The organism is Eggerthella sinensis (genome assembly GCF_003339815.1).
Taxonomy (GTDB): domain Bacteria; phylum Actinomycetota; class Coriobacteriia; order Coriobacteriales; family Eggerthellaceae; genus Eggerthella; species Eggerthella sinensis.
Window position 1 is genome coordinate 30,873 of the sequence record NZ_PPTT01000032.1, and the last position, 14,030, is coordinate 44,902.

General features: G+C 67.3%; 16 protein-coding genes. 10 read left to right on the forward strand and 6 right to left on the reverse strand.

Annotated features, from left to right (window positions below):
• Positions 1-21: 21 nt before the first annotated feature.
• The 9 genes from C1876_RS14750 (at position 22) to C1876_RS14790 (ending at position 6,539) form a co-directional block, all read left to right on the forward strand.
• On the forward strand, positions 22-702 hold the full coding sequence (locus C1876_RS14750; RefSeq protein ID WP_114547485.1) for a signal peptidase I: 681 nt from the start codon (positions 22-24) through the stop codon (positions 700-702).
• Positions 699-962, forward strand: coding sequence for a helix-turn-helix domain-containing protein (locus tag C1876_RS14755; RefSeq protein WP_158544709.1), 264 nt, complete (start codon positions 699-701; stop codon positions 960-962). The genes C1876_RS14750 and C1876_RS14755 overlap by 4 nt, the downstream gene beginning before the upstream one ends.
• Before the next feature lie 179 nt (positions 963-1,141).
• Positions 1,142-1,339: a sulfur carrier protein ThiS gene (gene thiS, locus C1876_RS14760; RefSeq protein ID WP_114547501.1), complete on the forward strand. Its 198-nt coding sequence runs from the start codon at positions 1,142-1,144 to the stop codon at positions 1,337-1,339.
• The gene (thiF, locus tag C1876_RS14765; protein WP_114547487.1) at positions 1,339-1,944 is read left to right on the forward strand and encodes a sulfur carrier protein ThiS adenylyltransferase ThiF; all 606 of its coding nucleotides are present in this window, start codon (positions 1,339-1,341) and stop codon (positions 1,942-1,944) included. Before thiS ends, thiF begins: the two co-directional genes overlap by 1 nt.
• 48 nt (positions 1,945-1,992) lie before the next feature.
• Entirely contained in the window at positions 1,993-2,766 is a 774-nt protein-coding gene (locus C1876_RS14770) for a thiazole synthase (protein WP_114547488.1), read from the forward strand.
• 10 nt (positions 2,767-2,776) lie between these two features.
• The gene (thiH, locus tag C1876_RS14775) at positions 2,777-4,006 is read left to right on the forward strand and encodes a 2-iminoacetate synthase ThiH (protein ID WP_114547489.1); all 1,230 of its coding nucleotides are present in this window, start codon (positions 2,777-2,779) and stop codon (positions 4,004-4,006) included.
• The gene (locus tag C1876_RS14780) at positions 3,993-4,601 is read left to right on the forward strand and encodes a thiamine phosphate synthase (protein WP_114547490.1); all 609 of its coding nucleotides are present in this window, start codon (positions 3,993-3,995) and stop codon (positions 4,599-4,601) included. Before thiH ends, C1876_RS14780 begins: the two co-directional genes overlap by 14 nt.
• Before the next feature lie 96 nt (positions 4,602-4,697).
• A complete protein-coding gene (locus C1876_RS14785) occupies positions 4,698-5,882 on the forward strand; it encodes a GAF domain-containing sensor histidine kinase (RefSeq protein ID WP_114547491.1) in 1,185 nt (394 codons plus the stop codon).
• A gap of 12 nt (positions 5,883-5,894) precedes the next feature.
• Entirely contained in the window at positions 5,895-6,539 is a 645-nt protein-coding gene (locus C1876_RS14790; RefSeq protein WP_114547492.1) for a response regulator, read from the forward strand.
• 184 nt (positions 6,540-6,723) lie between these two features.
• Here C1876_RS14790 and C1876_RS14795 read toward each other — a convergent pair whose 3' ends face one another.
• From C1876_RS14795 to C1876_RS14820, 6 genes are all read right to left on the reverse strand, one after another.
• A complete protein-coding gene (locus tag C1876_RS14795; RefSeq protein WP_114547493.1) occupies positions 6,724-7,602 on the reverse strand; it encodes a 4Fe-4S binding protein in 879 nt (292 codons plus the stop codon).
• Complete coding sequence (locus tag C1876_RS14800; RefSeq protein WP_114547494.1) at positions 7,599-7,856, reverse strand: chaperone NapD; 258 nt, start codon at positions 7,854-7,856, stop codon at positions 7,599-7,601. Before C1876_RS14800 ends, C1876_RS14795 begins: the two co-directional genes overlap by 4 nt.
• 124 nt (positions 7,857-7,980) lie before the next feature.
• Positions 7,981-8,313 (reverse strand): hypothetical protein, encoded by a 333-nt coding sequence (locus C1876_RS14805; RefSeq protein ID WP_114547495.1) that lies wholly within the window; start codon positions 8,311-8,313, stop codon positions 7,981-7,983.
• Positions 8,314-8,323: 10 nt separating this feature from the next.
• Entirely contained in the window at positions 8,324-10,888 is a 2,565-nt protein-coding gene (locus tag C1876_RS14810; RefSeq protein ID WP_114547496.1) for a molybdopterin-dependent oxidoreductase, read from the reverse strand.
• 100 nt (positions 10,889-10,988) lie between these two features.
• A complete protein-coding gene (locus C1876_RS14815; protein WP_114547497.1) occupies positions 10,989-11,603 on the reverse strand; it encodes a 4Fe-4S dicluster domain-containing protein in 615 nt (204 codons plus the stop codon).
• A 225-nt stretch (positions 11,604-11,828) separates the two neighbouring features.
• Positions 11,829-12,611 (reverse strand): teichoic acid transporter, encoded by a 783-nt coding sequence (locus C1876_RS14820; RefSeq protein ID WP_114547498.1) that lies wholly within the window; start codon positions 12,609-12,611, stop codon positions 11,829-11,831.
• Between the two features lie 304 nt (positions 12,612-12,915).
• Between C1876_RS14820 and C1876_RS14825 the strand changes: the two genes are divergently transcribed.
• Positions 12,916-14,016 carry a TerC family protein gene (locus C1876_RS14825; RefSeq protein ID WP_114547499.1) on the forward strand — a complete coding sequence of 367 codons (1,101 nt, stop codon included), beginning with the start codon at positions 12,916-12,918 and terminating at the stop codon, positions 14,014-14,016.
• Positions 14,017-14,030: the final 14 nt, after the last annotated feature.

Sequence of the window (14,030 nt, forward strand, 5' to 3'; positions counted from 1 at the left end):
TCTGCCCGCAAAACCTTACCCATGCTTTTCAACGTCCTCACCACGGTCGTATTCGCGTGTGCGGTGTGCTTCACGGTGGTCGTGGTGGCGACGACGCTCGTGTCGGGGCGGAGCGAGGCCAGCCTGCTGGGGTGGAAGCCCTACATCGTGCTGTCTGATTCCATGCAGTCCGAGTTCGAGGTGGGCGACATCGCGGTGTCGCGCGCGGTCGATCCCGCCGCGCTGCAGCCGGGCGACATCGTGACGTTCGCGTCCGTCGACCCCGACAGCTACGGCGAAGTGTTCACCCACAAGATCCGCGATATCACGGAGTACGAGGGCGAGCGGGCGTTCGTCACGTACGGCACCACCACCGGCGACGACGACGCGTACCCCGCGCCGTTCAGCCGGGTGGTGGGGCGGTACGCGTTCCGCATTCCCAAAGCGGGGTACGTGTTCGAGTTCTTCAAGTCGCCGATGGGTTACGTGGTGCTCGTGCTGGTGCCGTTCTCCCTCCTCATCGGCTTGCAGATACGGCGGTTCGTCGGCCTGCTCGACCAGCGGAGGCGTGCGAGCGCTCTTGCGCTGATCCGCGAGCGCGAGCGTTCGCGCGCGTTGGAGCGCGAGCTCGCTGAAGTGCGCGGCCGCTATGCCGCGCCGCGCGTTTCGCCTCCGTTCGACGATGCGCGCATGCGGCGCGGGCGGGGAGGGGGATGCCGATGAGGATCGGTGCGATCGGTATCAAGGAGCATCTGTCGCCCGCGCAGCTGTGCGTGCTGGGCATGATCGCCGCGCATTCGGGCGAGGACGGCGGCGCGATATTGTCGAAGCGCCAGATGAGCGCGTTGTCCGGATATAGCGACGATGCGATCAAGCTCGCCGTTCGGGAGTTGAAGCGAAAGGGCTATCTGACGGTCGAGTCGCGCTACGCCGAAGACGGCTCCCGCCTTTCCAACCGGTACCGCATCGTGACGCACGGGTAGGGCGCGCACGGTTGCGGGCCCCTGCCGCTCGCCGGTTGCGCGTTGCGGGACGGGGCGTCTTTCGGTATCCTAGCAGCCGTGAGAGTACGCATGCGCGTACGAAGGGGCGCACCACCTCGGGTGCGATCTGCTTCGTGCGCGCTTTTTTTGTGCCCTGAAGGGGCGGAAGGGAGGCGATGATGGCGCAGGTGAACGGCGAAAAACGTAGCGACGTGGACGGACGCACGCTCGCGGAGGCGCTGGCGGCCGACGGCCTGGACGCGACGCGCGTGGCGTGCGAGCTGAACGGGCGCATCGTGGGCCGCGACGCGTACGCCGCCACGGTGCTCGAGGAGGACGACGTGCTGGAAGTCGTGCGGTTCGTGGGAGGCGGCTGATGGACGCGCTAACGCGGCGCATCGGCGCGACCGAGCGGGAGCGCCTGGCGGAAGCACGCGTGGGCGTGGCGGGCCTCGGCGGCCTCGGGTCGCACATCGCCGTCATGCTGGCGCGCTCGGGGGTGGGCATGCTCCACCTCGTGGACTTCGACCGGGTGGACGAGAGCAACCTCAACCGGCAGCACTACTTCCGCGAGCACCTCGGCTGCCGCAAGACCGACGCCCTGGCCGAGCAGCTGCTGCGCATCGACCCGCAGCTCGAGCTCGCGCTCGATTGCGTGCGGGTGGACGCCGGCAATGCGGCGGCGCTGTTCGCGGGCGAGCACATCGTGTGCGAGGCGTTCGACGACGCCGCATGCAAGGCCGAACTCGTGAACGCGCTGCTGACGGGCACGGAGGCCACGGTGGTGGCCGGCAACGGCATGGCGGGCGCGGGCCCGGCCGAGGCCGTGGTCACGCGCCGGGCGGGCCGGCGGCTGTACGTGTGCGGCGACGGCGCGACGGACGTGGCCGATGCGGCGCTGTACGCCCCGCGCGTGGCGCTGTGCGCGGCGCAGCAGGCGCTCGTGGCGGTGCGCCTGGCGCTCGGGCTCGAAGGGGACTGACGAAACGACGAGACGCGGCCGCCCGGCGGCCGGGGAGGAAAGAGATCGATGGCATACGAACCGGATACCTGGTCGCTTGGCGGCCGCACGTTCACCTCGCGCTTCATTCTGGGGTCGGGGAAGTTCAACCTCGAGCTCGTGGAGGCCGCCGTGCGCGATGCGGGCGCGCAGATCGTCACGCTGGCGGTGCGCCGCGCGAACACCTCGCAGCAGGAGAGCATCCTCGACGCCATCCCCGCGGGCGTGACGCTGCTGCCGAACACGTCGGGGGCGCGCACGGCCGAGGAGGCCGTGCGCATCGCGCGGCTCGCGCGGGCCATGGGCTGCGGCGACTTCGTGAAGGTGGAGGTCATCCGCGACGCTGCCTACCTGCTGCCCGACAACGCCGAGACGGTGCGGGCCACCGCGCTTCTGGCCGAGGAGGGCTTCGTCGTGCTGCCCTACATGTTTCCCGACCTCACCTGCGCGCGCGACCTCGTGCGTGCCGGCGCCGCGGCCGTCATGCCGCTCGGGGCGCCCATCGGGTCGAACAAGGGCCTGGCCGCCCGCGACTTCATCAAGATCATCATCGACGAGGTGGACGTGCCCGTCATCGTGGACGCGGGCATCGGCCGGCCGTCCCAGGCGTGCGAGGCCATGGAGCTGGGCGCGACGGCCGTGATGGCGAACACGGCGGTTGCCACGGCGGGCGACGTCCCCCTCATGGCGGCCGCGTTCAAGCATGCCGTTGAAGCGGGACGCGCGGGGTACCGCGCCGGCATGGGCCGCGTGCTCGACCGCGCCGAGGCTTCCTCGCCCCTTACCGGCTTTCTCGCGGACTGAAGGGGGAACCATGGCGAAACCTTCCGCGTTCCCCGTGCCCGCCCGCTTCCCGCAGCTGGCCGCTGTCGATCCCGCCGACGTGGCGCGCGACGGCGGCATCGACCCGCTCGCCTACCTGCCCGACATGGACGTCACCGCGTCGGGCGTGCTCGAGGAGCTGCTCGCGCGCACGGCGGCGTTCGACTTCGAGGCCGTCACGGCCGCCGACGTGCGCCGCGCGCTCGCGGCCGAGCGCCTCGCCCCCGAGGACTTCGGCGCGCTGCTCGCGCCCGCGGCCGCGCCCTTCCTCGAGGAGATGGCGCATGCGGCGCAGCGCGTGCGCCGACGCTGGTTCGGCAGCACGGCGTACCTGTTCACGCCGCTCTACCTGGCGAACTACTGCGACAACCACTGCGTGTACTGCGGCTTCAACCGCGACAACGACATCTGCCGCGCCCGCCTCGACCGCGCGGGCATGATCCGCGAGCTCGACGCCATCGCGGCCACCGGCCTCGAGGATATCCTGCTGCTCACGGGCGAGGACCGCGCGCGCACCGACGTCGCCTACATCGGCGAGGCCTGCGCGCTCGCCGCCGAGCGCTTCCGCACGGTGGGCGTGGAGGTGTATCCGATGAACGTGGACGAGTACGCCCGCCTGCGCGCCTGCGGCGCAGACTACGTCACCGTGTTCCAGGAGACCTACGACAGCGGCCTCTACGGCAAGCTGCACCTGGCGGGGCGCAAGCGCGTGTTCCCGTACCGCGCGAACGCCCAGGAGCGCGCGCTCGAAGGCGGCATGCGGGGCGTGGCGTTCGGCGCGCTTTTGGGCCTCGGCGAATTCCGTCGCGACGCGCTGGCCTGCGGGCTGCACGCGTGGCTGCTGCAGCGCGCCTACCCGCACGCGGAGCTCTCGCTGTCGTGCCCGCGCCTGCGCCCTATCGTGGGCAACGGGCGCATCGGGCCGCGCGACGTGGGCGAGCGGCAGCTGCTGCAGGTGATGTGCGCCTACCGGCTGTTCCTGCCGCAGGCGGGCCTCACCATCTCGTCGCGCGAGCGCGCCGGCTTCCGCGACGAGGCCATGGGCATCGCCGCCACGAAGATATCGGCCGGCGTGTCGACGGGCGTGGGCGAGCACGCGAACGAAGCCGAGGAGGGCGACGATCAGTTCGAGATCGCCGACGGGCGCGACGTGGCCGCGGTGCGCGCCGCGTTGCGGGCGCGCGGCCTCGAGCCGGTGACGAACGACTATGTGCGCGTGTGACCCGGACGCGTCCGCGACGCACGCGCTGCCGATGCCGCCGGCGTTCGCCCGCGTGTGGATCACCGACCGCCGCGGCTGCGCCCGGCCGGTGCCCGACCAGGTGGAGCGGCTTGCGGCGGAGGGCGCCGTCGACGCGGTCGTCCTGCGCGAGAAGGACCTCGATGTCGCGGCCTACGAGCGCCTCGCCTGCGCGACCGCCGCGGCGTGCGCCCGGGCCGGCATCGCGTTCGTCGTCCATACGCACGTCGACGTCGCGCGGCGCCTCGGCGTCGCCGCGGTGCACCTGCCGCTGCCGGAGCTGCGCGCCCTCGGCCGCCCGGCGGGATTCGCCTGCGTCGGGACGAACGTGCACGCCCTCGACGAGGTGGCCGAGGCGCAGCGGTTGGGGGCCGACGTGCTCGTGGCGAGCCCCGTCTTCGCCCCTTCGTGCAAGCCGGCCGCCACGGCGCAGGGCCTGCCGTTTCTGCGTGCGGCGGTGGAGCGCGCGCGGGTTCCCGTGCTGGCCCTCGGCGGAATCGATGACGAAAACGAGCTTCTGATCAGGGAAAGCGGAGCTGCGGGCGCCTGTCGTATGGCTGATTACACGCATCGTTGAGCAGTTCAAGCAAGCCGCCCCGTGCAAATCGGGCCGAAGTAGGGGATAATGGCGGTTTGGCAGGTGGGAACAAGCAACGGAAACGGGGGAGACGCCGTGGGTGCGTCCAATTTCAGCGAACAGGATCTGGCAGGCGAGCGTGCGGAGTACGCGAAGGCGGTCAACGACCTCAAGGAGCGTCACGGGTTCGACTTCGTGTCCATCGGCTTGACGGCGTTCATCGGCGCGCCGCTCAAGTGGATTTACAGCGCCGGCGCCACCGGCGAGCGCCATCGGCGCATCGTGCTGTCGCCGGGCCACGGCATCGGCGGCATCACCATCAAGGCCGGCAAGCCCATGATGTTCACGAACATCGACGAGGAGATCGACCCGCGCGAGTATTCGTCGTATCCCATCGTGTTCGCCGAGGACCTGCACAGCTTCTGCGCTCTGCCGCTCACGCGCGAAGGGCGCGTGGTGGCCGTGCTGCTGTGCGCCTTCCGCACGGTGAGCGATCGGCACGAGGCGGTGTACCGCCAGGCCATCGAGGATCTGCACGGCGAACTATGCGACCTCACGGTGGTGTCGGACGACTTCATGAACTTCGAGAGCATCGCGGCCGAGAAGCGCGCCGACTCTCAGACGAACCCCATCTTCGTCCGCTCGGAGCTCTCGCGCGTCATCGCCGCGCAGGAAGACGAGCGCAAGCGCATCTCGCGCGAGCTGCACGACGGCATCGCGCAAGAGCTGCTCACCATGTCGTTCGTGCTCAAGCGCCTCGCGCCGCACGTCGACGATGAGGGCACGGCGCTGCTCGCCGAAGCCGGCCACGACATCGACCGCATCCTCGACGAGCTGCACAACCTGTCGGTGGAACTGCGCCCGTCGGCCCTCGATCATTTGGGATTCGTCGCGGCGCTGCGCTCGCAGGCGGCCGTGTTCGAGCGCACCTACGGCTCCGAGATCGTCTTCGAGGGCAGCCTGTCATGCGAACGCTTCGACCAGGCGCTCGAGACGCAGGCGTACCGCATCTGCCAAGAGGCCATCCTCAACGCGTGCAAGTACTCCGGCTCCGAGCAGGTGATCGTGACGCTTGAGGACACGGGCGGGTGGCTGCACGTGGCCGTCATCGACCACGGCTGCGGCTTCAACGTGGAGAAGCCCGAGGTCAAGGGCAGCGGGTGCGGCCTCGTGGGCATGCAGGAGCGCGCGAGCGTCATCGGCGCGCGGCTCACGATGGAGTCGAGCGAGCGCGGCACCACCATGACGTTGGTGGCGCCGATGCACGTGGTGGAAAGCTAAGGGGGCGGGCGCATGATTCGCGTTATGCTGGCGGACGACCACGAGGTCGTGCGAACGGGGTTCAGGATGATCCTCGAGCAAGATCCCGACGTGCGCGTGGTGGCCGAAGCGGCCGACGGGGCGCAGGCGTACGCCGTCGTCGCGCGGGAGAAGCCCGACATCCTGCTCATGGACATCTCCATGCCGCCGGGACAGAGCGGCCTGGTGGCCTGCGAGAAGATCGCCAAGGACTTCCCCTGCACGAAGGTGGTCATCCTCACGATGTTCGCCGAGCCCGAGTACCTGTTCTACACGCTGCGCGGGGGAGCTGCGGGCTACGTGCTGAAGAACTCGACGTCCGAAGAGCTCATCGCGGCCGTGCACGCGGTGGCCGAAGGCGGCAGCTACATCCACCCGAAGATGACGGCGATGCTCACGAAGCAGCTCGTCACCGGCGGCGAAGAGGAGGATCGCTCCTACCAGCAGCTCTCCAATCGCGAGCTCGAAATCCTCCAGCTGCTGGCCAAGGGCTTCACGAACAAGGAGATCTCGGAGCAGATATTCCTCTCCGTGAAAACGGTGGAGGCCCACCGTTCGAAGATCTACCAGAAGCTCGGCCTGAAAACCCGCGCCGACCTGGTCGACTACGCCCTAAGGCACAAACTGCTAAACGTGTAGAGCGCACCCACACCCACCCTCGCCCACCCATGGCGCGCCCGGCTCCCATCCACCCATGGCGCGCTCGAGTGCTGTCGTGCCGGCGAGGTCTTGCGTGCCGACCAAGTAACCCGCAGGTCGTATGATCGGCGCGCAGGACCCCATTCGCCCACCTGCGCTCAGGCGCGCCACAAGTTGGCGAAATCTACTTCCCCACTCGCCCCAGCGTGAACGAGAGGGCGCGGGTGGGGCAGGCGTCGATGCAGGAGCCGCAGGCCATGCAGTCGCCGGCGCGCACGATGACGTCGCGCTCGGTGAGCACCGGGTCGAGGATGGCCGGGTCGGACAAGCACGAGCGCTTGCACGCATCGCAATGGATGCACGCGTCGCGGTCGAGCTTCACGTTCACCTGCCCGACGCGCCCGAGCGCCTCGTAGAAGCCGCCGAGCGGGCAGAGCGAGCGGCACCACACGCGGTGGCCCCAGAACAGCTCCACCGCCACGATGGCCGCGAGCACCCACAGCCCCGTCACGGCGCCGAAGAGGATGCCCTTGTTGATGGCGCTGATGGGCGAGAACGCCTCGAACACCGGCACGCTCGTCAACGCCGACAGCGCCAGCACCGCGAGCGCGATCCACAGCTTCGCATGGCGCGGCACCGGCATCTCCCGCACCTCGATGCGCAGTTTGCGGCGCACGGCGTCCACGATCTCCATCAGCAGGTTGACCGGGCACACCCAGCCGCAGAACGCCCGCCCGCGAATCAACCCGTACACGATGAGCACCGGCAGCGCGGCCAGCAGCCAGTCAACCTCGAACGTTTTAGAGGCGGCGGCCACCTGCAGCATGCCGAAGGGGTCGAGCACGTTCACGCCCGCCACCGACGAGGAGGACAGGCTGCCGAAAAACGGCAGCTGCGCGGGCGTGGCCGCGGGCTCCTCGCCGCCCACCGACAGGCCGAGCAGGCTCCAGCCGGCCGCGAGCACCGGCGCCGCGAACAGCGCGAGGGCCAGCACCTGCACGGCGTGGCGCACCCACGCCCAGCGAAAGCCGCGCCTGGACGATGCGGGGGACGCTTCGCTCATCGCGTCCCGGCCTTTGCAAGCGTCGGATCGTCCTCGAAGTTCGCGTACACGAGGTTGATGCCGGTCACGCCCTCGATGCCGATGAACGCGCTCGCAATCTCGTGCGAGTCGTCCACGGTGTCGGCCTCGATGGTGACCACCACCTTGTAGCCGTTCGTCTCGTGCACTTCGACGCCTTCGCGCTGCGCGAGCTCCTTCGCCACCGCGTCGGTGTGCTCGGGCATCGTTTCCACGACCAAACTCGAAATGACCATGATGGGTTCCTTACCTTCGTTCATCTGATCCCCCTGAGGGCCTGCCCCTTCCGAGGAAGGGGCAGGCGAGGAGGGAACGCGGACGTTCGTTGACGCGTCCGCCGCGTGGGACAGGGGCGTGCGCCTACGCTTGCGCGTGGCAGGTGATGCACTGCTCGTGCGTCGGGTCCATCTCGTACGAGCTCACGTCGCCGTTCGCGTAGTGGTCCTCGGGCAGCGCCGTCGACTTGGCCAGCATGGGGTTGGCCTGCTCGTTCGCGCCGTGGCAGCCGTAGCAGCCGGCCGCGCCGCGGGACTCAAAGCGCCCGTCATGGCTCGTCGGCATGAGCGGCGGCGCACCGGCCGGCACGTTCGCGTTCACGTCTTCCTTCGGCGCTTCCTGGCTGCAGCCGGCAATCGCGCCCATACCCATCGCCATCACGAGCACGAGGGCGGCGGTTATCATGTGCTTCTTCATCGTCTTCCCCCTAGATCTTCGTAATGGAAACGCAGGTCTTCTTGTAGTCGGGCTCTTTGGAGAGCGGGCAGTACACGTCCTGCACGGCGAGGTTGACCAGGGTCTCCTCGGCGAAGAACGGGGCGAACGTCACGCCGGTGGGAGGCTCGGTGCGCCCGGCGGTGGACACCTTGATGTCGAACTCGCCGTAGGTGGATTTCACCTTCACCATGTCGCCGTCTTTGATATCGAGCTTCTTGCAGTCTTCCGGATTCATGTTGAGCAGGGCCTCAGGCAGCGCGCGGTCGAGCTCGGGCACGCGGCGGGTCATGGTGCCGGTGTGCCAGTGCTCCAGCAGGCGGCCGGTGACGAAGTAGAAGGGGTACTCGTCGTCAGGCGTCTGCGCGGGCGGCTCGTAGGGGCGGAACACCACGGAGGGCTTCATGTTGGCGGACTTGTAGAAGCTCACGCCGCCCGCCAGGCCGTCCTTGCCGTACTGCTTCACGCCGATCTCGTCGAAGCCCTCTTCCTGCGAACCGGAGGCGAAGCGCCACTTCGTGGACACCCACTTCCCGTCGACGTTGCGCACGGGCCACGTCATGCCGTGATGGGAGAGGTACTCCTCGTAGGGGGCCAGCTGCTTGGCCTCCATCTTGAGCTTCGCGTTGAACGTGCCGTCGGCGTCGTCGTTGATGGCCTTGGCCTTCTCGTTCATGTCGGGGTTCGAGAACGTGCGGTACTCTTCCCACAGCAGGCGGTTCGTCTCGCGGTCGTCGTTCTTGAAGTCGGCGGCGTCCTTGTCGTAGATGAAGCCGAACAGGTGGTCGAAGGCGTCCTTGCCGTCGATCTTCTCGCCCTCGAGCACGCGGCGGCCGACCTCCATGAACGCCCACAGGTCCCACTTGGCCTCTCCCGGAGGGTTGACGGCCTTCTCGAACACGGCGGAGCGACGCTCGGCGTTGCCGAACTGGCCTTCGCGCTCAACCCACAGCGCCACGGGGAACACGACGTCGGCGTACTGGGTGGACAGGGTGGGGTACACCTCGTTGACCACGATGAACGCGTCGAAGATGCCCTTGTTCTCCGTGCCCTGGCCCAGGAAGCGGGTGAGGTTCGGCATGGACTGCGCCCAGTTGTTGTGCGCGCTCCACATGAAATCGATGTTGCCCTTCGACAGCTCGCGGAACATCTTCACCGTGTGCATGCCCGGCGCCTTGATCTCGTCGAGGTAGCCCTCGGGCAGATCCCAGATGGCCTCGGTGTAGCGGCGGTGCTGCTCGTTGGCCACGAGCAGGTCGGCGGGCAGGCGGTGGCTGAACGTGCCCACTTCGCGGGCGGTGCCGCAGGCGGTGGGCTGGCCGGTCAGCGAGAAGGGGCCGCAGCCGGGCTGGGCGATCTTGCCGGACAGCAGGTGGATGTTGTAGATGTTGTGGTTCATCCACGTGCCGCGGTTGTGCTGGTTCACGCCCATGGTCCACAGCGACATGACCTTCTTGTTCGGGTCGGCGAACACGCCGGCCAGCTCCTTGAGGTCCTCGACGGACACGCCGGAAAGCTCGGAGGTGTACTCGAAGGTGTAGGGCTCGAGGCGCGCGGCGTACTCCTCGAAGGTGATGGGGGACACGGCATCCACCTTCGAGCCGATGTCGCTCTTGTCGTAGCCGTCCTCGAAGGAGTTGCCGATGTCCTCGGTGCCCTGCTTGAACTGCAGGTGGTCGTTCACGAACGCCTCGTCGTACTTCTTCTCCTGGATGAGGTAGTTGGCGATGCAGTTCGCGATGGCGAGGTCGGTGTTCGGATGGAAGATCATCGTCTTGTCGGCGCTCGCGCTCGTGCGCGTCCGGATGGTGCCCAGATCGTAGTGCTTGACGTTCTTGCCCTGGAGCTTGCGGGCGGTCAGGCGCGAGTACAGCATGGGGTGCGCCTCGGCCATGTTGGCGCCCCAGGTGATGAACACGTCGGCCTGGTCGAGGTCGCTGTAGGAGCCGGCGGGCTCGTCGGTCTGGAACACGTTCATGAAGGCCACCACGGCGCTGGCCATGCACAGGCGGGCGTTCGGGTCGACGTTGTTCGACAGCAGGCCGGCCTTGATGAGCTTGGCGCAGGCGTAGCCCTCCGTGATGGGCTGCTGGCCGCTCAGCCAGAACGCCATGCGGCTCTTGTCGGCCTTCCAGGTTTCCTTGAGCTTGGAGGCGACGAGTTCAAGCGCCTCGTCCCACGTGGCCTCGCGCAGGCCCTCTTCGGTGCCCTTCGTCGACTTGTCCTCGCGGATCATCGGCGTGGTGAGGCGGTCGTCCCCGTAGAGGATCTTCGCCAGGTAGTAGCCCTTGACGCAGTTGAGGCCCTTGTTGGACTCGTTGTCCGGGTCGCCCGTGACGCTGATCAGCTTGTTGTCCTTGACCTCGCAGATCACGCCGCAGCCGCAGCCGCAGAAGCGGCACACGGCCGTGTACTTCTGGCCGTCGCCCGATGCGGCCGTGGTCGTCTGACCCTCGCCGCTTGCGCATCCTACGAGCGACGACATGGTGCCCGCCGCAGCGGCGCTTGCGAGCGCGACGGCCGTGGCCTTGACGAATCCTCGTCTTGAGATGTCCATGACATCCCTCCTTTTCCTCCCGTTACTCACTACTATGTCCCAAACCTCCAACGGTTTAGCAGCTGGTTCAGAGGCGCGCAGCGCTGCTGCGGCGCGCCCGTTACGCCGAGGGCTCGATGCCCCGCGCCCGCTCCGCGTCGCTCGCGATGCGGATGGCAACCTCGGGCTCGCTCACCACGCAGCGTTCGACGCACAAGCCGCATCCCACGCATTTGTCCTCGTCGATGACGGGAGCGAATATCGTGTGGATGGCGTCGCCTTCGCGCAGGCGGTAGTCGATGGTGATGGCTTCGTCGATGAGGGGGCAGGTGCGGTAGCATACTTCGCAACGCATGCCCTGGAACGCGATGCAGAGGTCTTCGTCGATCACCGCGACGCCCATCTTCACGTCGGAGCGCTGCTCGATGTCGCGCAGGGCGTTCGTGGGGCAGGCGTCGACGCAGGGGAAGTCCTCGCAGAGGCGGCATGCCTGAGCGCGGGCGTCGATCATCGGCGTGCCCACGGCCATGCCCGCGTTGCCGCGCGCCGGCTTGATGGCGAGGTAGGGGCAGGCTTCGACGCACTTGCCGCATTTGACGCAGCGCGATGCGAAGTCCTGCTCGCCGTGCGCCCCGGGAGGACGCAGCAGGTCGGCTTCGCCGCGGGTACCGTAGTACACGGCTTGGAATGCCACCAAGGCAGCCGATGCACCCGCTATGACGCTCGATACTTTCATGGAATCTCCTCTTCCTCGCTCCGTATCATCCGCCTGAGCTGGTCTTGTGCCTATCGGGGTATATCCGGGCGCGCAGGAGGATAAACCCTAGCGGGGGCGAGGGTTTTCTACTGTATTTAAGTAAGAATAATGTTGAAGTGGAGAAACGGAGCACCCCCGCATCATGAGGCGCGATGCGGGGGTGCGGATGCGGCGGGGCCGCCGTGCGTGCGATGCGGTGCGCGCTTAGGCGCTCAGGCGGATGCCCACGTAGACCGACGTGTCGGGAAGGCCCGAGATGTCGTACTTGTCGGACAGGGGGACGGCCGACACCTGCCAAGCGTAGGAGGTGCCGTCCACGTCGATGGTGCCCGACTTGTAGGTGTTGCCCACCTCGTCCACGCCCGAGCCGCCGTCGGGGATGGTGGCGGGGTCGAAGCCTTCGGCCGCCATGGCGCCGTCGAGCGCGGCGTCGATGCTGCCCGAGGCGAAGTCGGCGTAGTGCAGCACCATCGTCGTGCCGTCCTCGCGATCGGTGTCGAGGGTCCAAGACCCGTTGAGCAGCAGGGCCGCCTCGCTCGCGCTGAGCTTCGCCAGGCCCTTCTGGTAGAGCACCGCCGCGTCGAGCTCGCTCACGTCCGCGGGGAGCTTGATGAGCTCGAGGGGGGCTTCGGGGTCTTCCTGCAGGCTGCCCCTGTCGATGACGGTGTAGCCCGCATCGGCCACGGCCTGCTTGATCTCCTCGTCGCTCAGGCTCATGTAGGAGGTGAGGGCCGGCAGGTCGTAGGGCACCTCGCGCGTGAGGTTCTCCTCGAGGCTCGCCTGCGCTCGCGCGGCGCCTCCCTGCACGTTGTCCATGATGGTGAACAGCAGGTACCCGCCGATGAGGGCGGCCACCACGACGAAGCCGATCATAACGGCTATCTGGGGCTTCGGCATGTCGAGCGGACGCTCGAGGCCGCTGCCGTCCAGGTAGCGCACGGGGCCTTCCGTGTCCACATACTCGTTTCTGCGTGACTTGAATAGCATTGCGTCTCCTGCTGCGATGTGCGTTCTCGTCTTATCGGGTAGGGCGATTTTTGTGCTTTGCGTAGTATAGCATTGCCGAGCAAGATGCCTCGTGTTAGGATACCAGACACCCGTGGGGGAGTAGTTGGCTTGCGCGAAGGGTGCGCAAGCGGCACGTTCAACATCATGGCCTGAACAGCCTGGCGTGTCTGAAATAACGAGACTCATGGCGCAGCTCGCACGTGGAGCAGCGCCATGAGTCTTTTTTTATGGATTCTGCGAACCGCGGTCAAGACGAGAACATCGAACAAGGAGCAGACAACCAGTGGACCTTTCAATCTTCGCGTCGCCCGAGGCATGGGTCAGCCTGATCAGCCTCATATTCTTGGAAATCGTGCTCGGCGTGGACAACCTCGTGTTCATCTCGATCACGACGAACCGCCTCCCCGCCGAAAAGCAGCATATCGGACGCAAGCTGGGCCTGGCGGGCGCGCTGATCATGCGCATCCTGTTCCTGTGCTTCGCGTCGTACCTCGTGCACATGACCACCCCGCTGTTCACCATCGACCTGGGCGCGTTCTCGCACGGGTTCTCGGTGCGCGACCTCGTGCTGCTCATCGGCGGCGGCTACCTTATCTACAAGGGCATCGCCGAGCTGCGCGACACGCTCAGGCTCACCGAGCTCAAAGCCGAGCACTGCGAGGAGCACAAGGCGCTGCACATGATCACGCTGCCGCAGGCGGTGGGCACCATCATGGTGATGGACGTCGTGTTCTCCATCGACTCGGTGATCACGGCCGTGGGCATGGCCGACCACCTCATCATCATGATCATCGCCGTGATGACGGCCGTCGTGCTCATGATGATCTTCATCGACTCCATCTCCGACTTCATCAACAACCATCCCGAGATGAAGATGCTCGCGCTCACGTTCATCGTGGCCATCGGCTGCTTGCTCGTCATCGACAGCGCGGGCGTGCACACCGGCATCGAGCTGTTCCACATGCCGCTTGAGAAGCTCATCGTGTACTTCGCCATGGTGTTCTGCATCGTGCTCGAGGTCATCCAGATGCGCTACAACAAGAACTACCTGGCGTGGCGCAAGGATCGTTGGAAGACCGAGACGGCCGCGCAGATCGAGAACGTGCGCGCCGAGATGATGGAGCAGATGAAGCGCGAGGAAGCCGAGCCCGCCGCGCAGGCCGCCGACGGCGAGCCTGCCCGCCCCGAGCGCATCACGCCGGTGATCATCGGCAACAACGTGTACGTCATGATGCCGATGGCCGGCGAGGACGCCGCATCGTTCAAGGAGCTCATGGCCACGTCCGACACCGCCAGCGCCGCCTTCGGCCAACCGCTCGAAATCGGCTCGGAAAACGTGACGGTAGAAGACGCCCCCGCCTACGAAGTCCCCGAAGGAAAGTAGCGGTTCTGCCCCTG